Origin of the sequence: Citrobacter sp. Cpo071 (assembly GCF_030332765.1) — a bacterium.
Taxonomy (GTDB): domain Bacteria; phylum Pseudomonadota; class Gammaproteobacteria; order Enterobacterales; family Enterobacteriaceae; genus Citrobacter; species Citrobacter portucalensis.
Genome location: NZ_JAOWHE010000075.1, coordinates 12,280 through 33,678 on the forward strand (window position 1 = coordinate 12,280; position 21,399 = coordinate 33,678).

A 21,399-nucleotide genomic window follows, 5' to 3' on the forward strand; every position below is an offset into this window, starting at 1 on the left:
TATTTATTTCCATTTCTACCGCATTCATTTTTTTGCGCCCGCCGAATTGTTTTCTGACTTTTTTTCAGAAGCTACTTGTACGGAATCAGTCTTTTCTTGCAAAGTCACACTTTCAACGCGAAGGGTATAGACCATTGTTGCTCCCGGAGGAACTTTGGGAGGATAACCTTCATCGCCGTAAGCCAGTTCAGAAGGGGCAACCAGAGTCATTGTTGCATGGTTCTTCATCCTCTCAAGTGCACGACGGAACAGAGGAGGATAATCACCCAGTTTCATAACCAGGCTGCGGCCTGAGGCATCCATATCTTCCACCACACTACCGTCTGTCAGTTTTTCCGTGACCACGACTTCAACACGAGAGTTATCTCCTCTGATGACTTCTCCGTCACCGACATAATTCATCCGGTACCAGAAGCCACTTTCATCCTTGTGAATACCTTTCTCTTTTCGAAACTTCGCAAGATATTTTTCCCCGGCAGCCTTCTGAGTGAGTATAATTTTCTCCCGAGCCATACGAGTTCGGGATTCAGCTGCCGCCAGTGCTTCCTCGAGAATTGCTGGATTTATCTGTATCTGTTTATTCAGGGCATCGCGCAACCCTGCTAACAGCAGACGGTTATCAGTCTTCAGTCCCAGTAGTTCTTGCCCCTCCTGCATAATGAGTAGATCGCGACCTGTCATAATACCTGCCGCATAGTCCTGTCTGGCCTCCGGACTCTTCAGTTCATCTGGTTTAACAAGTGGCATTCCAGCCAGCAAAGTTTCCAGCCGGGCTTGCTCCTCCTGCCCGGACTTAATATTTTCCCGTAACTTTTTCAGTTCAGAACTGAGAGTAACAACCTGTTTTTTCAATAGATTTTTTTTCTGTTGCTCATGACTGGTATCGACGTCAGAACTTTCTTTAAACTTCAGGCGTAACTGATGATTTTCCTGACGGATTTGATCCAGTATCACTTCCTGTTGACGCAATTTACGTCTTAATTCGCTCTCTGCTGTAGGTATGACATTTCTTTTTTTTATTGTCTGTGGAGGATGTTTGAAATTTTTTCCTCCTTCGTGTTGCACATCAGCTTTCTGCTTTTCCTCTCCATATTTACGTGCGTACTCAAGCACTCCTGGTAACTGGGAAGCATTTTCAGCAGCTATGGCTGACCTGCAACTGAACAGCAGAAGAATGGCCATGATCAGCCCCAGGAGAAATAACAGAGAAGCACTGTGCAATATTTTTAAAAATACATGTTCCGGCTTATTCATAGGTCAGCTCAAAATTAGCGGCAGAGGTATACGTCCCTGGTTGCACACTTTTGTTCGTAATAGCATCCGGCGTTGCCTGAACAAATGCACCAAACGTCAACAGGATATCCCTGCCATCTATCTGTGTTCCCTGTCCGTTGTTCTGAGCCTCTCCCAGTTTCAGAGCTGTTTTTCCATCTGAGTCCTGCAGGCCTATCGCCAGTTTTCCAGCATTATCACCCTTAACACTGATATAATAGTTTGACTTGCCAGTCATATTATTTTCTGGTGTACCGTTAAATTTAATTTTGACCACTTTCCAGACTGAGGATGTGTTGCATTCCGTCAGACGGATAGTGAACTTTTCCACCGGACTGCGGGCTGGCGCTGTCCAGAAGTAACTGGCTGAGAACTTCTGAAATTCCACATCCTGCTGAAGGCTTTCCGGTGCCAACTGACAGGACTTGTCAATTAGTTCACCATCGAAATCTACCCTTACTGCCCGAGCCTGGCAGGAAATGATCATCAATGCTATTGCAATTAAAAATACTGCATAAATATATTTCATCAGTTGTGTATTATTCCTTGTTGCCCCTATTCATAATCCATCCGTAACCTAAGAAGCGAACCGGATTTCATATTGTTAAAAGGCGCTCTGACCTGCCCGCTGGTTGCCCGTTGCAGTGCCATCTGCTGACTCTCTGTCAGATACCAGGTTATCGCCGAAGAGCCCCCATGCAACGTAGCCCTTCCTGCTCCCAGCATCCTCTGGTTGGGGTGAAGTACTCCGCCTTCCACACCACTCAGCAACGCGCTGTATACAACCATTACAGAAGAGCGACCTGCGGGACTAAATACGGAAGTTACATCCTCACCATCACCACATCCGGTCAGCATTATCTGTAAGTGATAACGAGCTGTTCTCCCCTGGCTTTCATTCTTAAAAGGCATTTTCAGCTCATTTGTTGTCAGCGTGCAGGGAGATGACAGCAGTGCGCCACGCACACTCAGTTTCCCCGTATGCCCGAGATGCTCGTCTGCCAGATAAAACTTATCCTGTTCTGATACATCTCCGGCATGCAGTACGTTGTTCATCGCCACACTGAGTACCAAAGCCATCAGACTAAGTGCTATTGTCACTTTCTTCATTCTTCATTCCTCACGCGGCCCTGGTGTGTTATTTCTTAATCGCCGTACAGCGACTGCCTGAACACTGAAACTGCAGAGCTGGACGCCCACCATAATCATTGATATAGCTCAGCCAGGGGGTACCATAACTGCTGGCTTTTACCGTCTGTTCTGACTTTGGCTCAAGCATCACCGCATCAAACTTACCCTCCTTTGCTTCTTTCTCCGTTCCTCCCAGACCTATTACTGTCACGTAATATGGTGTCGGATTTTCAATCCGCCAGCCGCCGGATGTTTTATTCAGTACCAATTTCTCCTGCCATAATGAGTTTGGTTTTGCCTGAATACTGGCGGGACGATAAAACAATTTAATTTTTGTCTGCAAAGCAATTTGCAGTACGTTGACCTTGTCACTTTTGGGTGGAATTTCTCGCAGGTTGAAGTAAAAAAGTGACTCCCGGTCCTGTGGTAGCTTGTTGATATCGGGCGTTGATGCCACCCGCACCATACTTTGTGATCCTGGTTCCAGTCGTTGTACCGGTGGTGTTACAACCAGTGGACCCACAGTAATCTTTTCCTGTGCGGCATTTTCCAGCCATGCCTGTGCTAGGTAGGGTAGTTGTTTATTATCGTTGACTATATTCAGCATCATCGACTTATCGGCACCGTCAAAAATCGCCCGGGTCCGGTCAAGAGATATAGCAGCCTGTGCTACCGGAACTGCACTTAAGCTTGCAACTGCTATTAGTGTTTTTCTCATGACTGGTTTCAGTGTCACCATGTTTCTTGCTCCTGAAATTGTTTGTCTGCCTCCCTTTTCCAGGGAGTTCACTCGCTCTAATGTCAGCTTTTCCAACATTTCGTTCTGAGAGAGAATTTCTGCTTAACGCGTCATCTGACGGCAGGGAAGTAACAGTTGCTTAGTCGTATCCAGTTTTTGAGGAATACCCACCATACATTTTGCCCGACTATCCCAGTTCACATTGAGGGATTCACCTTCAGTCACTCCACTGAGCCACGTCAGTCCACTGTCACCCACCATCCCCAACTCCCGCCCTTTCCGGTTTGTCACAGAGGAACCGAATGGAGGATAGCTGCCATCAGCCAGACGCAGAACAGCAAACAGACGGGCACCTTTCAGTACTTCGAATTTCCGATATCCAATTGCCCCTTCAGTCAGAACTGACTCAACTACAGAACGGGTCGCTTCCATATCATCGGGTAAATTATTCAGGTCAACCTTTGTAGTATTACGGTAGTAACTGCTGACATCTGTCACCACGCCTATTCCCCAGTCATTTGTCAGAACCCGCCCACCATCGACAGGTACGCCACTTATACCGTCAGTATCAACCTGTAACCGGGTCCCCCCATTCAGTCCTCCTGCATGCAGTGCAGCGCCTTCGGCGGTCACAGTCGCCCCACCTGACGCAGTGATGCCATATGAGGTGTAACCATTCTGCAGCGACGAGAAGTTGGCTGACAGGTTTGCTACCGGGCTGCTATGACTGTAATACCCACTCATCTGCCCCTGACTACGCTCGCTGCCACCATGGTTTACACCTGCATTCACGTTGTAGCTGTCCAGTCCGTTATTGAATGTGTCACTGTATCCGGCCATCTGTGTATACCGATCATTACTCATGCTGCCACTGTAGCTAAGCGTTCCCGAATCCAGCGGTATGGAGAAGAGCAAAAATAACGAGTCATTATCCTTTTCCTGATATTTCGAACGAGACGCCGTCAGACCAGCAGAAATGTTATGCAGGCCAAAGGCATCGAAATAGCGGTTAATGGACAAAGTGTAATAATCTGACTCTCCACGATCCCAGTAAGTCAGGTGCTGGTACTGAAGGCCAACCGAAGTTTGCCAGTCTTCAAAATGTTTATTTATAGAAATCGTGTACAGTTCCTTCTCACGCCCGGTGAAATCATTCCTGTAACGTGCATCCAGATACTGTTGCATCGTCATGTAATTGCGTTCTGAAAAACGGTATCCAGCAAAAGTAATATCCGCATCAGCTTCATCGAAACGTTTGGAATAACTCAAACGCCAGGACTTTCCCTGTCGGTCGCCTTTGTTATTAAACTGGGCTGCCGACTGCGTGACGTCAGCAGACAGTGTCCCTAACTTCATCAAATCACGCCCCAACCCTACGGCAAATGCTTTATAATCCCCGGCAAAAATACCGCCGCCGTACAGAGACCAGCGGTTGCTGATACCCCAGGACATTTCACCACCGGCAAAAACCGGCCCCTCTGTTTTGTGTTCCCAGGTTCGCGACCGACCGCTGACCAGTTTGTAGCGAATCTGCCCTGGACGAGTCAGATACGGGACATAAGCGGTGTCGACCTGAAAGGTTTTCTTTTGTCCGTTTTGTTCAATAATTTCAACATCCAGACGTCCGCGAACGGAACTGTCCAAATCTTGAATAGTAAATGGTCCTGCCGGAACGGTTGAGTCGTAAATAATACGTCCCTGTTGTGAAATCACTACACGGGCGTTGGTATCCGCAATTCCTGATACTTGTGGTGCATAACCGCGCAGCTTCGGCGGCAGCATTCTGTCATCACTTTCCAGGCTTGCTCCGGTATAACGCCATGTGCTGAAGATTTCTGAATTGATGTAGTTTTCACCCAGTTTCAGATTTGACTGCCAGCGTGGAATAGCCCGGTACAAATAGAAACGACTCCAGTCGAACTGTCTGTCTGTTCCTGAACCTGTCCCTGTGGTGTGCTCAATGTTTCCCTGGTAATCAGCCCGAAAACGCCAGTCTCCAATATTTGCGCCGGTAGTCCCGTTATAGCTGATATACTGTGACTGTTTCCCTGCGTGAGGCTTATTCACGCTACCATTAATGTTGTAATCAAATAACAGCCCTGGGATACCGTTATCCCAGCGTGAGGGGGGAAGCCACGATGTATCAGAATATTCCAGCCATGCCTGAGGTACATTTATATATAAAACACCTTCTGCCGGGTTTGCCCGAATTTCCACTCCTGGCAAGGCACTTAAATTGGCGCAGTGATCACTTGTACTGAACGATACTTTTTCCCTGGAAGCAGTTGTCAGCCCCATCTTATCGACCATTTCTTTGGTCAGGCAGGCACGAGGCAACGGTTTATTTCCTTCCGGTATTGCGATGCCGGATGGTTCCAGTATGGATACAGAAAATGCAGAAGGTGAAATTGTCTGGTCATTCACCATCACCATCATCTGATACTGGCCAGGCATAATATAGCCAACTTGCGAAAAACGGGATATGTCTATATTGTTTTTGTCGGCAGCATCCAGTACGTCAGTATTAAAATCCACAGCCTGGGCCTGACTTCCGGATATAATTAAAAATACAGATATTGCCAATCGACTCTTATTAAAGAAATTTTTTTTATTTATCATCATTATTCACACACAGTGATATTTTTCACTGTGCCCTGAAGAATCTGTTTCAGATCTCCAGAATTGAAAGTCTGGTATCATCTAATCCGAACAGTAAATTAGAGTGCGCTATATAATAAATAGCATCAGTAGTGGGCATTCGAATTTATAGAATTTCTCCGGGATTAATAATTTATTTATTCATAATCGATGTTAAAACGCAGGGAAGCAAAGTAGTCTCCGGACTTCAAAGGTTCTCCATTGCGAACTACTCGCAGGATGTACTCCAGGCTCTGTTCATTACCTTCAAGCAACAGTGCCGGCATCACTTTACCTGCGCGGGCTGCGTATCCCTGAACATCCACTATTTGCAGCTCCATACCTTCGGCCTGACCTGATGTGGAAAATCTATCCTGTCTTGCTCCAGCTACGCCATCAAACATAACCCTAACCCGGTTGCTGGTGTACCCTTTTTTTCCTGTACCTGCCAGGTCGCAATCACGAAGTCGCAATTGGAAACGTTTTTCTGGTCCCGATGATGTCTTTTGTAAATCCCTGACACGGACTTCCCCCATATCTACTACCTGGTCTGTCTCCTCCATGGAAAAAATACAAGCAGGCGCAATTACCTGTCCGCGAAAACTTGCCCTTCCCTCCCGCCATACATTATCTTCATTCCAGTATTTCTGATGACTCATTCCGGTAAACGGAAATATCCCTGATGCTAATGCTGTCAGAGGAACATTGCCCAGTGCGATAATTAGTATAATAATTACTTGCCAGTGCATATTGTCACTCCTGTATCCGGGTAGTAAGCCGATCATTCAATGACCGGCGTACACCATTCTCTGTTCGACACTAGCCTGATGCTGTTTGCCGGGGATTGCGTTTATTACTCATAGGACATGCTGAAGTTTGTGACCGCATTGAATTCACCTTCTCCAACGGTTTTACCGGTTGCCTGCTTAACCCATGCACTGAAACGTAGTGTATTGTCTCCATTACCCAGTCTTACAAAGTCAGTTGGTGTACCATAAACCACATCGCTACCATAACCATTTAACACAATCGCAGTATTAGTATTGTCGCCACTAGTCAACAGTTCTGTTGGTTGTCCCCCCACGGTATTACCGTTAAAAGTTAAGGTAACACCTTTGTTCAGATTACTGGGGTCACATTTCTCCAGTTTGATATCCACATTTTTCTTAGTGGAAATACCACCACTTGCAAGCAGGAGTTTGGATACCTGGCCAAATTTAATGAGCTGGTCCTCTGATTCCTCCGAGATGCTACATGGCGCATCAATAACAAACCCCTTAAAGTTCACTTTACCCTGCCCTTGATTAGCTGCACTGGCACCAAAAGAAATCAGCAGAACAGTTAGCGCACTTGCAATCATTGGTTTAGACATATTTTATCCTTAGAACTTGAACAGCCATTAGACTGATATTTAACAAAGTTAAGTGATTTCTCCGCCGTTAATGGCGGAACTTCCCATTTTTCCAAACTGCTACCGTATCTGTATGACAGTTTTATACAGACACGACGAGCCCTGCCGCTGTGATTTCATCACCATCACGATCGCAAACTGCAAATAGATTGCCGTAATACATACAGTAACGAGATAAATAATTCTGGTGCTCTGGAATAGTACAGAGTCCACACTCAATTTATTAAATTTAAATTTATTTAGAACCCCCGCTCGAATACATCATTATAATCTTTAATTCTGAGTGAGCCGTTTCACTATTTTTTAAATCAATCCGGTGTGTACGTTATAAATCTTAGGGGTATTTTCTTATGCAAAAAACAAATAAAACGAATCATCTCGATTAATTAATTTAATCAACATGTGTAGAATTCAAGCATTAAACGTAATCCATCATAATGTACTGTTAATAAAGGTGTGACTTATTTTCGTAATTGTTAACTGATTCATAGCCAGTACTACTGGCACCATAAAAATAACAAAAAAAAAGACCAAAAAGACCAAAAAGACCAAAAAGACCAAAAAGACTAATTATAACAATATGGGCATGTGCCAGGTACTATGATTTAGGATTATTTAGCATTTATAATCCATCACTAACTTTTTAAAAAGGAGATATTATGTTAATTTTTTGATTAAAAATCATGCAATCAACAGCTAAGTCAATAGAAAATATCTCCAGTTTGTAGAAACATAAGTCACAGGATGTAACAGAAAAAAGATTACGCGATCGTTTCTTGAAAAAAGAATTGTGATATTGGGGGTAATACAGCTATTTATCGGACAGAGCATATACTCATGTGAAGTAGGGTCTTACTATAAATTCGAACCAGGACGCAACTACCATCCAGATAGCTGCGTCCTGCAGATATAAATATTATTCGTAGTTTAATGTATATGTGGCGCTACCGGAAATGCTTCCCGCTACGAACGTTCCTGAACGATAAAGTTGTACTTTTTGCCTAATTATCTCGGTACCTTGGCTACTTGTTGTTATTGTGTTATAGTTACCGAGGCGGCCAATGTCTAAAAAATTAATATAAATACCTTTTGCTGAACCCTGATTTTTAATTGATGAATGCAAAACATCATCCTTATAATCAGAATTATACATTATAGATATCTTTGAAGTTTCATTGCAATTCAACTGAATGTTAAATTCTTTTTCTGTCCCCGGAACCCCACCATTAATTAAACCTGCGTTTTTAATATATATATCTTTAAAGTCTACAATTATATCTTTCCCTGAGCTTACCGTACATGATGGTTTTTTTATTTGTGTACCATTAACCCGAAAGTTTACAATTGGAGCGAAAAGTGCTGAACCTCCTTGTAATGACAAGGTCATAACACCATAAACATCTGTATTAGGTAGAAATCCTTGACCAACATTTGATTGCGTTTTTATCAGGGAAGCTTTTACTTTCAAATTTGTTAAATAAGCATTATTTGGTGTTCTGAATATATCTCCGGTACCAAGCGGAAATGCTCCGGTTAATGTTCGCCATTCATTGTCTGGAACGTTTATACTTCCTCTTGTATATAGACTCTCAATCTTGATACCTATTCCAGGAATATTTGTTTTATTAATCTTACCTGACGAGATTGTACCTGTAGGGGAGTAATCGAACGTTAGCCCAACATACCCTGGCCCAGGGCACTTACCTACATAGGTTTCTGCTGATACAATATCTTCTTCTGCCTCGGCAAGAACATCTCCTACAGCAGCATCATTTCTGACAATAACTTCTGCAGGAAATTTAAAGTATACATTTTTTGGATTCCAGCTTGGATCAGGAACACATGGAGCAGCCAGACATACATTAGTTATCAACATACATGACATTGCAATACATATCAGTAATGTTTTTGGGGTAAAAATATTAGCATTCATATTAATACTCTCGTGATGGCACTGTTTATAGTTATCTTTTCATGCCCCCCTTCAGCAGAAGGGGGACTATAAAAACGGCGGTAAATATCCGGCAAAGTCAAAATCAAACAAAACATAAATACAAAACACAAACAGGTTCACATAGATAAATAACAGCAGACTGAAAAAAATCTTTGTCAGCAATGTTAACCTCCTGTCTTGAATGATTACCTGCACTGTAAGGACAGCATTTTAATGGCCTGCCCTTTATCCGAACCCAGATCATATCTGGCCCGACACTGGCGTTCTTTGCCCCATTGCGCCACGATTGCCCCTTGCTCTGCGAGCCCTGTTAGGTACACCTCCCCTCCTTCACCCACTATTGACGTGTTCATTTCCCCGCCCGTCACACTGACAGTTGCCCCGAATGGCACGGGCTTTCCTTCCGGTGTGTTCAGCTGTACTAGCGCCTGCCTGCCTCGTCTTGCTTTAAAATCTGCCAGAACAACAGCCCCGCCGGACGGTACCATCTGCTGTACCGTGTCCCGGATATCCACATCATCCGGCAGCGAGTAAGTATCCACCCCGATGCTGTTATTCCGGTAGGCCGAGAGATACGGTATGACCGCATAGCCCCGCCAGTCTGTCCTGGCCACTGCCCCGGTCATCCCTATTCCCGGTTCGCCCTCTATCCTGACCAGCGCCGCCGGCGTCATGTTTCCTCCCAGTGGCGGTGACAGTGTGAGACCCCCTCCGTGAAGCATTATCCCGCCGCGAACACCGTAATCCACCCGTTGCGTGTCCCGGCTGTAGTTATACCCCCCGTTCACCTCGCCCAGGCTGCCGGTGTAACCCAGTGACAGACTCCCGCTGTTTCCTGCCCCCCGGTTCTGGTAACTCTGGTTGATGCTGTACGCCAGATTGTTCCTGTCCAGCGCCGTGCCCGACAGCCCCGCCTGCTGCAGGGTCTCTCCCCGGCTGCCGGTATTGAGGCTATAGCTTGCCCAAGCCGACGGCAGGAAACGTGAAAGAGGCACACTGACGTTCATCGAGACCAGCTGCTCCGGACGGTAACCCGGCGTTCGGGTGTGCGTGTAGTTCAGGGTATAGCTGATCCCCTGCCAGCTGTTGCTGTACCCGCTGCTCAGGCTGATCTCACTGCCCGGTTTCTCCCAGTAATCCTGAATCAGCCCGGTCACATACAACGCCCCCCACTGGCTGTCCGGCAGTTGCTGGTTCAGGTTGAGCTGCAGGCGGTTTCTTCTGTGGCTGTTGAGCCGGCTGCGATCCTGCAAGGGCACCTGTGCCTGGGTCTGTTCACTCAGGGTGTAAAAATTCTCTGTTGAGTAACGGTAGGCGGCAAGCGTCACCGTCGACCCAGTCGACAGCATGTTCTTCGAATACTGAACCCGGTAAGACTGCCCCTGGATTTTCTCCTCAGTGAACAGCTGTGCCCGGGAAAACGTCACATCGGCAGAAAAGGCCCCGAGAACGCCTGCATCGACCCCCGCGCCTAGTGCTGCAGCCTGGTATTTATCTGCCACCTGGCCACCGCCATAACCAGTTATCCGCCATGGAAAACCATGGCTAAGGGTGAACTGCCCAAAACCAGGTTCCGGTCCGCTCCCGTACTGCCGGTATTTCCCCGCACTCAGGGCGTATTTTGAATCACCTTCCCGCAGCATTACGGCCAGGCTGGAGTAAGCGACCGTGAACTGATGTGTTTTCCCGCTGTCTTCGGTGACCGTGACCAGCAGATCGCCGTTGGTTCCTCCGGCAGGGAGGTCATCAATTTCAAAAGCCCCCGCCGGTACCCAGGTTTCATAAACGGTATTGTTGTTCTGCCTGACAGTAACCCGGGCACTGCCTGCTGCAATCCCACGGATAACCGGGGCAAAACTGCGCCGGTTATCGGCCCACATCGCCTCTTCTGAGGCCAGCTGAGCTCCGGTAAAGGTCACACTCTCAAAAATATCTCCGGGGGTGCTGGTCTGCCCGACCGAAAGGCGACTTCGTAACTCGCCGATATCCCTCAGTAGCACTGTTTCATTATTTTTCCATTGCCTGCTGTGCCGGGAGTCCCCCCGCTCAGCGTTCTGGTTGGACCAGCTGCCTGTCGCAGCATTTCTCAGGCGCCATGCACCGAGGTTTATTCCGTTATTAAGGGTCAGAAAATAGCTGTCTGTTTTACTGTCTGCTGCCGTTGTGCTGTCCTGCCAGGTGTTTGCGCCGCTGAAACGGTAGGTACTGAATAACGCAGCAATGCCATTTTCCCATCGTGCCGGATCCGTTATCCCTCGGTAGGTCTTATTCATGTAGAGCTGGGGAACCGATATATCGACCGTCAGGGTCGAAAAATCAAAGGCGACTTTCGCCCCTGGAATATACCGGTACAGCGGTTTATCCAGCAGGGTCTCACTGGTCATGGCCATAAATGCAGACACCTTTTCCGGAGAGACGCCCCATAACTCCAGCTGTGCCGGCGTCACAAGCGGATACAGCCGGTTATCCTGCTGAATAAATTGCAGCGGGTAGCTGCCCTTAAACTCTTTGTTAACCCGGACACTGACCTGGTAAACACCAGGAAGCTGTCCTCCGGCGTGTTCAAACAGGGTCAGGTCCACAGGCGTCGTCTGCCCTGGTCCGGAAATTTCCAGCGCAGCGGGGTCGAAAAACACACTGCCGTCACTGCTGGCAAAGACAGGATGGGCCACATTAAGGGCTACCATAACGGCAATCAGGGAAGGTGCATGGGTTTTTCTCATTATTCTGCCTCTCCCTTGTAAATCTCAGAGGCGCTACCGTAATCGGTGATAAAAGACCACTCCACCGCAGAGCCTCTCACACCGGGCGGCAGAAGATAGCGAGACTCACCTTTCGGAGGCACCATGACAAAATCGGTGTCGATCTTTTGTCCGCCAACCCGTAATGTGCCGAATGAAATAAAATATGGCGTGGGGTTACTGACAGTCAGGGTACTGCCACTGCGCGCAAACCGGACTCCGGAGAATGTTTCACTGCCGAGCTGTTTAGTCAGGCTACCGGGTCGGTAAAACAGCTTAATACGGTTTTTCAGCGACAGCTTCAGAGTGTTGGCACTCTGGTTGTCTTTATCAGTGCCCGGTATCGCTTTGACGTTAAGCCAGAAGACCGACTCCCTGTCATCCGGCAGGTCACCGCCTACCCTCACCACCCGCAGGACATTCTCTTTTCCGGGTTCCAGACGAAACAACGGCGGGGTCACGACGAAAGGCGGCCGGGATGCATCCGTCCTGTCACCTTTTTCACCCGAGGCATCAACAAAGGACTGAATTAAATACGGGTAACGATCTTTTTCATTGCTGAAAACAATAATTGATGTCTCTTTTTTATTTCCTTCATAAATAAGACGTGTACCCCCTAGGCTGACTCCGGCCTGGGACTGAAAAGCAAAAAATAATAAATAAAGAGTAATCGCCTGAAATTTTTTCATTGTTAACAGCCTTACTGAATTCAAAAATACAGCCCGGGCACCAGACCCGGGCTGTATGTCAGTTTTACTGGTAGTTCATGGTGTAATTAATAACAGAGTTAAATTCACCGGCAGTCACAGCAGCCTGGGTTGCGATGAACTGGGCTTTGTACTGCAGCTGAGCCGCACCGGAGGTGATGTCTTTCAACGCCGTAACAGTGTCAGGGGAAATAACATTGGCTCCGTCCAGCAGTTTCACGGCCATGCCTGTTGCGCCACCTGGAGTCTGGTTACCGAATGCATCGGTCATAACGGTATCAGCCGTGCCTTCCATCTTCACGCCGACTTTGGTGTAGGCTGTCGGGCAGTTGGTCAGATTGAACGTAACATCATGCTCGCTCAAAACATCACTGGCATTTACTACTTTAGATTTGACGAATGCACCGAGCTGCACCACCAGGTCTGTTGTACCGCCGGTGAGGGCTACATCACAGGTTGTATCGGTGATATTACCGGTAAAAGTGATTGTGCCGTCCGCTGCATTTGCTGCAGTGGCAGAAAAACCGCATACAGAGGCCAGAAGAATAGCGATAATATTTTTTTTCATGAGAAATTCCTTATATAAAATAATAGTAAATCCGTATCAGGCTTCAGGTTTGATACCTGTCTGAGATATCTCTTCCGGAAGCAGTCACTGATAACGCTTCTGAGTTAATGCAAAAGGTCATCACGGGTTTGTCATTCCGATGAATAACAAACCTGTGATAAACTTTGTTTTAGTTCAGACTATTTCTGTTTTTGATATATATGGATGCATTTGTACCACGGCGTAATTTATAAACTGAATCTTGTGATATTTGATGGATAAATTACTCTGCGTCACATTATTATCAATACAGGCATCCTTACGTTTTTTTCCATAAACCATAACATCCTCAAGTGCTTTGCAGACATTCGGGCTTCGGATTCCGCTGACAGAGACAAGCAATCTGAAATGACATATATTAACTCTTCCGGGGATAAGTTCGCCCGGCGAGTAATAGATATTATCCACCTGATGATACTGCTGGGGGGAAGATGTTTTCATAGCACATATCCTTAAAGAATCTGAATGACTTAATGAAATCGTGAGACGTCCGTCTTATTTCAAGCATTTTCATTATTTTTGAACGATGGTAATAAATGCTTTTGTCGCTTATCTGCATTCTGTTCGCCATTTTTTCCACAGACATATCATCAGTCAGGCAGAACATAATAATCGCCCGGCCTGTCACCGAAGGAATAATGCCGGACAGGCGGGACAGCAGCCAGATATTAAGTACCCGGACAAGGGTGTCTTCACTCATACCTGTACGGGCTGTAACTTTATAGACAGGGGCAGAGCCAGAATACTCCGGACCTGCGAAAGCCTCATCATGTGGTAAATCAACGGGAGTGCTCTGCGGAAAGGCACTCATTAATGCATCATAATCCCGGAGCAGCACTCCACTAAAAAACTCAGCGGCGATACGGTCAGAAAACAGGAATTTTTTGCGGGTAAAAATCACCGGCAGACAGCCAAACCGAAAACGCAGAGTATACAACAGTGAAAGACATTGCCCCGGTGCAGCGTCAATAATAATACAATCTGGATGATGCTGTTCAGCGGCCTGAATAATGTCACTCAGACGTGAAAGACAGATCACCCTGGACCTTTTTTTATCTGTGGGGACAGATAAATGCTTCAGTGCTGTGCGCATAATATGATTAACAGCACAAATGATGACGGTGGTCACTGCTTTATTTCTGTCAGGCGTAGTGTACATATTTAATCCTGCTAAAAACATCCAACATGAAAGAAACATTAGTTATTGATAATAATTAAAAGTGCCACTGCGTTTAATTTACGAATTTTTTTCTTATCCGTAAAATTAAACATGTCTAAATATTACTGACAGATTAAAAAACCTTACAACAATCAAAATCGATCGATAAGAACAGAAAAACTAATCATGAAAGTAACAAATCGAAAATACCTGAATAATTCAGAAATAAATGAGAATTAGTGAAGGAGTGGTAACAACACAAAAAATTAACAACAAACTCAAAATCAAAACAAAAGAAAATGAGGATATTTCCGACAGGTGGTTGCTAGCCTTGAGATTAGTGTGGTTATGTTTTTTTATTATATCTTTACCTTTTATCATTAAAATGAATAAATACATAAAAAACATAAAAAACATAAAAACAATCGGAACTCATAAATAGTGATGTAACCTTCAGGGTAATTCCCTCCGGGGAGAAAAATAATTAGGAGCGATTCAAAAATTATAATGGCCGGATGGCAAGACAGTTAGTCATGATGAGGCGTGTTAGTGTCATAATGTGGCGGAAACAGGGACAGGGCAGATATGACATACGTCGTCAGATGGAGTACAGGCTTCCTCTGAAGCTGAATTGATCGGCATAGGGGGCAGCAGTTAGCTGCTCCCCTGCCACACCTCCCGGCATGCGGGTCCGCACCGGGCGGTTCGAGAAGTTGAGGTCATGCGAGTTGAGGAAAGCCCAATGCCTCAAAGTAGTCGACCGTGAGTATAAGGTTCAACCCAGCTTCGCTGTGTCTCCACCAATGCCTCCCGCCATAAGTGCGGCCAGCTTATGGGTAGGCCCGAGACTGCGGAGGCGACTATAGACAGTATTTCCTGTGTGCCAGTGCTTAAGCTGGATAGCCCGGAGTCGGTGACGTATCCACGAGTCCAAATCTTTGAATATCTGCGGGGGTTGTGCCAGCCGGAAGTATGACTTCCAACCTCGGAGGTATGTCCGCATCTGTTCGACAATCTGGGTCATGCCCAGGCCTCCAACGCGTCTGGTGATGACCCGGATAGGGGTCAGTTTGGATATCGAAAATTATTGTACGTTAAGGTTTTTTTTGACCTTTCTACTTTAGCGGGCCTCAGCCGACGAAACTTACCGGCAGCCGGTATCCGGTTGCTTTTCCAGATATAATCGCCTGTCAGATTGATGTGCTCCCAGCCTAACGGCGACAAATGCGACAGCAGTTGTTCGTTGATCTTTAGTCCCTTACGCTTCAGGGCATCGATCGCCCTTTCCATATACACAGTATTCCACAGCGAGATCGCAGCCGTCAGAAGGGTCAGTCCACTGGCGCGATAGCTCTGATTTTCCGGCTTCCTGTCCCTGATTTCTCCCAGCCGGTGCATAAATACCGCCCGCGCCAGGGCGTTACGTGCCTCACCTTTATTCAGCCCCGCCTGTACCCGCCGACGCAGTGCAGGATCGCGGAACCAGTCGAGCATAAACAGCGTTCGCTCAATGCGGCCAATTTCTCTCAGTGCTTTGGCAAGTCCGTTTTGCTTGGGGTATCCGGCAGACAGAGTCTGTGGAATGTGGTCTGGCATGTCTGGTCATGATGGCCAGCTGGCATGGTCTGCTGACGGATTTATCCACCCTGCGCGAACGTTTCAGTATCAGCACTCAGGGGATGAGCCTGCAGCGACTGATGGAGTGTGCGGCCGGTATCCGGTTGTCCTATCGAGCCGTCCGGCTGGAGCCGGAAGACCTGAAGTCCCTTTCTCTCCCGTGCATTCTCCACTGGAATATGAATCATTTCGTCGTGCTTTATAAAGTTCGCGGGAGCAGGCTGGTTATCCACGACCCGGACAGAGGGAAGATAACGCTATCCCTGCAGAATGCAGGGAAACATTTCACCGGCGTCGCGCTGGAGCTGACGCCGGCCAGTGATTTTACCGCCCGGGATGAAAGAAAAAAAATCAATCTGCGCCAGCTGACAGGTAAGACCCCGGGCCTGTTGCCGTCAATGGCACGAATTATCGTTTTTGCTCTGGCGCTGGAAATCCTGACACTGGGAAGCCCGCTTCTCAACCAGTTAGTGATTGATGAAGTCCTAGTGGCCGCCTATCGGAATTTGTTGACCGTCATTATTATTGCGTTGCTGCTGCTGTCTCTGACACAGATGCTTATCTCACTGGCACTCCAGTGGGCCAGCATTACCCTGTCCGTCAATTTTAACATGCAGTGGACAGCCCGGGTTTTCCATCATCTGGTGCGTCTCCCACTGACCTGGTTTGATGCGCGCAGTAAGGGAAGTATCAATGCCCGTTTTGAGGCGGTGGATACCATTCAGCAGGCGCTGACCTCACTGGTACTATAAGGTATTCTGAATGTGTTGCTCGTGGTGACTGCGCTGTGCATGATGCTGCTGCACAGTCCAGAAATGACGCTGATAGCCGTCCTGGCAGCCATTCTCTACGGTGTGCTGAGAGCGTTGTGGTATCCGTCCCTGCGACAGTCAGCAGAAGATGCCTGGGATGCAGGGTATTTTCTTGAAACCCTCAACGGGATCCTGAGCCTGAGAATAAACGGTGTGACCGCATACCGTGAAGCCGCCTGGCTTAATCTCAACGTTACCCGCAGAAATACACAGTTAAGGCAGAGTCGCCTGCTGATGTGCTGAACGGCACATTTAGCGTTGGTATGCTGGTTGCTTATTTGTCCTACCAGATGCGTTTTTCTCCGAGTATCAGCAGCCTGACTGATAAGTTTTTTTCATGGCGGATGCTGGATGTTTATAATGAACGTCTGGCTGATATTGTACTTACCCCGACAGAAGATCATCAGAAACACACCGTTCAGGAGGACAGAAGTAAGTCTGTCAGCCCTTCAGCATTCCGCTGGTCTACGGCCGATGATATCCATCCCCCTTTATCCCTTGAACACATTATCTTCATCCACAAGTGTGGGAATAAACCGATACTCCGCGTAGTATCGTTGACTCTGCACCCTGGGAAGTTGTGGTCATTACCGGTCAATCAGGGTGCGGAAAATCGACGCTGGTGAAACTTATTCTTGGGATTCATTTCCCTGATGAAGGAACGATCAGAACATTTGGCATACCTCAAACGCACCCCGATTATTTTCATGTACGCAGGAAGATTGGTACCGTACTGCAGGATGATCACCTTTTCAGGGGATCCATTGCAGATAACATCATTTTCTTCAGTGAAGACCGCAATCAGGAAAGAATGATCCAGTGTGCCCGTCTTGCGCTCATTGGCATTGATGTCATGGCAATGCCGATGGGATATCAGACATTAATCGGTGAAACCGGAAGTGGGCTATCCGGAGGGCAAAAGCAACGTATTTTGCTGGCAAGAGCGCTGTACAAAAAGCCGGGGGTTTTGTTACTGGATGAAGCGACCAGCCACCTTGATGTTGAGAGTGAAATTCAGATAAGCCAGACGCTACGCCAGCTGGGTCTACCTGTTCTGCTGATTGCCCATCGCCCGGAAACTATTGCCTCTGCAGACCGGGTTCTGTATCTGGCTGACGGATATTTTACAGAGTTAAAGCACCAGCACATAGGTGATGATGACGATCTGGTTGTTAATGATTACTGATGAATGACAGGTCAAAAAATAGCCTTAACGTACAATAATTTTCGATATCCAAAATGACCCCATGTACAATGATAATCACTCATATAATCGGTGGGGTGATGTAAGGATACATTTTAGTCACAGTATGACTGATAAACTGTAGTCTGTGATACCTCACAGAAAAGTATCCGGAGGATATGTCGTTATTAACACAAGCCTCCTTACGTGTTTTCCCGTAAACAAATACATCTTCCAGTGCCCGGCAAACCCGGGGGTTATTAATTCCACTAATCAGTAACAGCAGGCGAAAATAGTTAATATTAACCCGCCCCGGAATCATTTCACCAGGAATCAAAAGTGAGTGGGGATGTTCTTTTTTTTCAGGGATATCATCCATCTCATCTTCCTATTATAGGATCTCAAAAAAAGCAGAATCACGAAAGAATTTTTTATCTCGTGTTGATATGCTGCTATAGTTTAATATTTATTACACAGATTGTATTCCAGCAGAGCATGGTTACAATAGCTGTTTTAATTCAGCAAATTGTATTTTTGCAAACCTTCCTAAATGCAATACTGAGCATGTCGCTATGACAGTAAGCATGTAATGAAAAATTTCTTAGTTAAATGACAGATATATCAATACAATTCAGAGAAAAACAGCCCATGAGAATACTGTCAGCAACATGGTATATGCCAGATTGATGTATTATTGAGATAAATAAAACCACTGTAAAATAAGAATAATATTAACCATCTGTCTTGTTCATCTTTCATGAACAAAACGAAATATCTAATAGTTTATCCATATTAAGCAGCATACTTACTCAATGATGCCCGTAATCTGACTTGGCGAAATATACCACTCTCTTTAATATCTCATTCCCTCTAAATCTACCAATAACACTTCATGTGTATCCACTGTCTCGTATTGACTTTTTCATGATAAGTCACGGTTTTGAAAATTAAAACAACATTTTTTTTCAATAAAACCTCATACTAAACAATAGTGAGTAAGATTTCTTCGCTATCTTATTAATCACCTCCCTACAACATGCATTACAATATATGAGTAATTGTTTGCATTTTGTTAATGCGCGGAGAAATTAACACCTTAAACAAATAAAAAAACCAAAAAAACCAAAAAAACCAAATCATTCAATTAAATTGAAAGAAACAAAAGTTTTATTCCCTGATAACTTGAAAATTAGGAGTAATTCTCACATGAAAAAAAGCGAAAGGCATAACTTTTAACATATACCTTCACGCTAATGCGATTCAGGAGGGAATTCTTGCTTCTCGGGGACGAACACATGGTCTGCACCGCATTCAGGGCAGTGCCATTTACGAACATCAGGAGGCATACTACAACGTTTGGAAAACGGGAAATACGGGTCATAGAGATAATGTTACTCCCTGCTCATTCCCCTTTGTACTGTTGCAACCAAACAAAGTTTGTTACTGGAAGTGGAGGCATCCGTAAGACGAGAAAGGCCAAAAGCCCTGCCCGCAGTGTTCAAGGAGGCGTCAAAAAAGAAATGACGGCACCCGTCGCTATGGAAGCCCTGCTCCTTTAGGGGCGGGTAGTTCACGATAATCAAGCATACTGTATGTATAAAAGGCGCCAGCTGATGCCTGACTTGGCTCTGTAACTCAATGGCGCCGAAGCCCGGCGTAGCCGGTTACTGGTTTAACAGATTCTGCCTGCCAACCCCCCCCCCCTGCATAGCAATAACCCGCAACCAGATTACTCAGGAATTGATTTGCGCTGTCGGAGTGGTCACGACAAGGCGTAGCCGCAGTCGGGATGTATCTCCGCGTTAGCGGGCCGTAAGGGCCGCTTACGGGCGTGTTATAAAAAATCACAGACAGCACTACTCACATCCACTCAAAAGTTTAGTTACATCATCCAGCATTAAAAGTGATGTAGTTCCCGGCCTTCGGCCGGGGCGGCGGCGCTTTTCAGTGGTGGGGAGGGGCTGGATGGTTGGCTTTTGCACTGTATTTGTTCAAAACATAATTTGTATGTTGTAACTATTTTATCTTCAGGGGGGGGGGCCGTCGCAATGCGTCGGGAGGTACTTTTGATGTTTCTGACCGGGGTGGACGTGAGATGTGCACAGGGTTTCAGAAGATAAAGAATTTCCCTGCCAGTTGACGAAGCGGGGGATTAGTTATTGGTTTCTGGATTATTTTCCGGGTTTGCTGATATCTGTTTGTGAAAAATTTAAGTTATCTGTTTGCGGAAATATGTTGATAACTCTGTCCCGTCATCAATATGGACGCTCATTCGATGTTAAAAACGGGAGAAAATCGTGGGATCATGGGGATACTGCGGTGACTGACCGAAAAATGGGCGAATGGAACCAGCACCACAAGCCCCGAAAGGGGCTTGTGACAGAAAATTAATGGAGGCTGATATCGCTAGTGTGGTGGCGGGGCCGCCAGCGACAACTCCAGCTGGTACAGGTGCTTAATGGCCAGTCTTTTCAAATGGTCGTCAGAGCACTGGTAAACCTCATCTGCAGGAAGAGTCCTTTTGAGAAAGAGGGTCATTTCGTAAATTTGCCGGTCCTGTGGCAGTTTGGCCAGACGGTTAGCTCGTTTACGAGCAGCACCTTTCTCCCTGCGGTATTTCAGCGCTTCCTGGCTGCGCTGCAGGTACCATCGTTTTCTCGCCGCGTGGACAGAAATATCTTCATCTTCACCCAGAACCCCTTCCTCAATGAGCCGACGACGTTCTTCACTCTCACGCAGTCGCCTCACCTGCTGTGCCTGCAGCTTCATCAGGTCCACGCCCAGTATCCGCCAGCCTGTGGGGGTTATCCAGACGTATTTTGGCAGTCGCTTGCGGGACTCACGGTCCCAGGAGGTTTCGTCTGACACACCTAAAGTACCAAAGCGCACCTGCTCAGAAATCAGGCAGGAAAGACGGGAGACGGTGACTTCAGTGTCCGGTATGACATTCCCTTTTGCGTCCTTTGGGCTGAGTTCTTTGGCCAGTCGGGACACACACATACCCACGGTATGTGTGCCGGCATCGCAGAAACTAATCAACACCGGCCACAGGGCATCAAGCAGACGTTGTTTCTCCGGACGAAAGGCATATTTACGCCCGGCACGCTGCCGTTCACGGACATAAAAAGGATGCAGAGACATATGCATGCGCAGACGGGAGCTCCCCGTTTCCGGGTCTTTCTTTACCAGACGATTATAGGCATGGCCCAGCTGGCCTCCCAGCGCCTTATAGTGCGCAGGACGAAACCAGGATGGATTTTCGCATTTGGGTTTGGTGGAGTGTTCGCCACGGCGACGACGTGTACGCTTCTTCTCTGGCGTAACCAAAAAAGAGAATGTACTGTTCTCATCGACACAGTCCCAGAAACGGATCTGGTCTTCGGGCGACAGCTGACTCCAGTGTTGTGAGGGATTTCGCGTATTACTCAT

The 21,399-nt window shown here is 46.6% G+C and carries 17 protein-coding genes and 2 pseudogenes; 1 reads left to right on the top strand and 18 read right to left on the bottom strand.

Annotated features, from left to right (window positions below; translation table 11 throughout):
• Positions 1–24: 24 nt before the first annotated feature.
• The 15 genes and pseudogenes from OGY09_RS07325 to OGY09_RS07395 form a co-directional block, all read right to left on the bottom strand.
• Positions 25–1,254 carry an FKBP-type peptidyl-prolyl cis-trans isomerase gene (locus OGY09_RS07325; RefSeq protein WP_286590167.1) on the bottom strand — a complete coding sequence of 410 codons (1,230 nt, stop codon included), beginning with the start codon at positions 1,252–1,254 and terminating at the stop codon, positions 25–27.
• Complete coding sequence (locus tag OGY09_RS07330; RefSeq protein WP_286590168.1) at positions 1,247–1,801, bottom strand: fimbrial protein; 555 nt, start codon at positions 1,799–1,801, stop codon at positions 1,247–1,249. The genes OGY09_RS07325 and OGY09_RS07330 overlap by 8 nt, the downstream gene beginning before the upstream one ends.
• 26 nt (positions 1,802–1,827) lie before the next feature.
• Complete coding sequence (locus tag OGY09_RS07335) at positions 1,828–2,382, bottom strand: pilus-assembly fibrillin subunit (RefSeq protein ID WP_187260295.1); 555 nt, start codon at positions 2,380–2,382, stop codon at positions 1,828–1,830.
• Between the two features lie 28 nt (positions 2,383–2,410).
• Positions 2,411–3,142: a fimbrial biogenesis chaperone gene (locus OGY09_RS07340; RefSeq protein WP_286590169.1), complete on the bottom strand. Its 732-nt coding sequence runs from the start codon at positions 3,140–3,142 to the stop codon at positions 2,411–2,413.
• A 102-nt stretch (positions 3,143–3,244) separates the two neighbouring features.
• Positions 3,245–5,764: a fimbria/pilus outer membrane usher protein gene (locus tag OGY09_RS07345; RefSeq protein ID WP_502873205.1), complete on the bottom strand. Its 2,520-nt coding sequence runs from the start codon at positions 5,762–5,764 to the stop codon at positions 3,245–3,247.
• Positions 5,765–5,937: 173 nt separating this feature from the next.
• Complete coding sequence (locus OGY09_RS07350; RefSeq protein WP_286590170.1) at positions 5,938–6,528, bottom strand: fimbrial protein; 591 nt, start codon at positions 6,526–6,528, stop codon at positions 5,938–5,940.
• A gap of 104 nt (positions 6,529–6,632) precedes the next feature.
• Entirely contained in the window at positions 6,633–7,151 is a 519-nt protein-coding gene (locus tag OGY09_RS07355) for a fimbrial protein (protein ID WP_286590171.1), read from the bottom strand.
• Positions 7,152–8,106: 955 nt separating this feature from the next.
• Complete coding sequence (locus tag OGY09_RS07360) at positions 8,107–9,123, bottom strand: fimbrial protein (protein ID WP_286590172.1); 1,017 nt, start codon at positions 9,121–9,123, stop codon at positions 8,107–8,109.
• 206 nt (positions 9,124–9,329) lie between these two features.
• Positions 9,330–11,867: a fimbria/pilus outer membrane usher protein gene (locus OGY09_RS07365; protein ID WP_286590173.1), complete on the bottom strand. Its 2,538-nt coding sequence runs from the start codon at positions 11,865–11,867 to the stop codon at positions 9,330–9,332.
• Positions 11,867–12,574: a fimbrial biogenesis chaperone gene (locus tag OGY09_RS07370; RefSeq protein WP_286590174.1), complete on the bottom strand. Its 708-nt coding sequence runs from the start codon at positions 12,572–12,574 to the stop codon at positions 11,867–11,869. Before OGY09_RS07370 ends, OGY09_RS07365 begins: the two co-directional genes overlap by 1 nt.
• Before the next feature lie 64 nt (positions 12,575–12,638).
• The gene (locus OGY09_RS07375; RefSeq protein WP_286590175.1) at positions 12,639–13,160 is read right to left on the bottom strand and encodes a fimbrial protein; all 522 of its coding nucleotides are present in this window, start codon (positions 13,158–13,160) and stop codon (positions 12,639–12,641) included.
• Between the two features lie 174 nt (positions 13,161–13,334).
• On the bottom strand, positions 13,335–13,640 hold the full coding sequence (locus tag OGY09_RS07380) for a PapB/FocB family fimbrial expression transcriptional regulator (RefSeq protein WP_286590176.1): 306 nt from the start codon (positions 13,638–13,640) through the stop codon (positions 13,335–13,337).
• On the bottom strand, positions 13,600–14,358 hold the full coding sequence (locus OGY09_RS07385) for a helix-turn-helix domain-containing protein (protein ID WP_286590177.1): 759 nt from the start codon (positions 14,356–14,358) through the stop codon (positions 13,600–13,602). Before OGY09_RS07385 ends, OGY09_RS07380 begins: the two co-directional genes overlap by 41 nt.
• Positions 14,359–15,133: 775 nt before the next feature.
• Positions 15,134–15,382 carry a group II intron maturase-specific domain-containing protein gene (locus tag OGY09_RS07390; RefSeq protein WP_353622463.1) on the bottom strand — a complete coding sequence of 83 codons (249 nt, stop codon included), beginning with the start codon at positions 15,380–15,382 and terminating at the stop codon, positions 15,134–15,136.
• A gap of 41 nt (positions 15,383–15,423) precedes the next feature.
• Positions 15,424–15,918: pseudogene (locus tag OGY09_RS07395) on the bottom strand (Tn3 family transposase); the annotation flags it as partial.
• On the opposite strand from OGY09_RS07395, the pseudogene OGY09_RS07400 reads away from it, so the two are divergent.
• Positions 15,888–17,973, top strand: a pseudogene (locus tag OGY09_RS07400) (peptidase domain-containing ABC transporter). The pseudogenes OGY09_RS07395 and OGY09_RS07400 overlap by 31 nt on opposite strands.
• 79 nt (positions 17,974–18,052) lie before the next feature.
• On the opposite strand, the gene OGY09_RS07405 reads toward OGY09_RS07400, so the two are convergent.
• The 3 genes from OGY09_RS07405 to repA all read right to left on the bottom strand — a co-directional run bounded on the left by OGY09_RS07405 (position 18,053) and on the right by repA (position 21,399).
• A complete protein-coding gene (locus OGY09_RS07405; protein ID WP_187260306.1) occupies positions 18,053–18,349 on the bottom strand; it encodes a PapB/FocB family fimbrial expression transcriptional regulator in 297 nt (98 codons plus the stop codon).
• A gap of 1,256 nt (positions 18,350–19,605) precedes the next feature.
• Entirely contained in the window at positions 19,606–19,827 is a 222-nt protein-coding gene (locus OGY09_RS25405; RefSeq protein WP_502873206.1) for a replication-associated protein RepA4, read from the bottom strand.
• Between the two features lie 549 nt (positions 19,828–20,376).
• The gene (gene repA / locus OGY09_RS07410) at positions 20,377–21,399 is read right to left on the bottom strand and encodes a plasmid replication initiator RepA (protein WP_286590178.1); all 1,023 of its coding nucleotides are present in this window, start codon (positions 21,397–21,399) and stop codon (positions 20,377–20,379) included.